This window comes from Methylophaga sp. UBA5088 (assembly GCF_002414625.1).
Lineage (GTDB): Bacteria > Pseudomonadota > Gammaproteobacteria > Nitrosococcales > Methylophagaceae > Methylophaga > Methylophaga marina.
Map to the genome: position 1 here is coordinate 5,085 of NZ_DIAC01000109.1, position 239 is coordinate 5,323.

Genomic DNA, 239 nt, shown 5'->3' on the forward strand with positions numbered 1-239 from the left:
ATGCGTTTCGGTTTCGAAGTAACTATGTACATCTGCAACAGATAATAGTTTCTCAAATCGAGAGCAAAAAAGCCCCACTCGTTGGGGCTTTTTTTATGCCCGAAGAAAATTATCTACGTAAAATGCCGGATATACAGACCGGACACACAATCTTAAGCTTAGCACCAGTTATCGCATCACGGACATAAGGTGGTTTTATGCTCAAGGTTGGCACAATCAAACAAATCTGGCGTTATCCA

At 41.4% G+C, this 239-nt stretch carries 1 protein-coding gene; it reads left to right on the plus strand.

What is annotated here, in order from left to right; all coding sequences use genetic code 11:
* Positions 1–45 carry a pyrroloquinoline quinone precursor peptide PqqA gene (gene pqqA / locus B4K20_RS17075; protein WP_414683391.1) on the plus strand — a complete coding sequence of 15 codons (45 nt, stop codon included), beginning with the start codon at positions 1–3 and terminating at the stop codon, positions 43–45.
* Positions 46–239 lie beyond the last annotated feature (194 nt).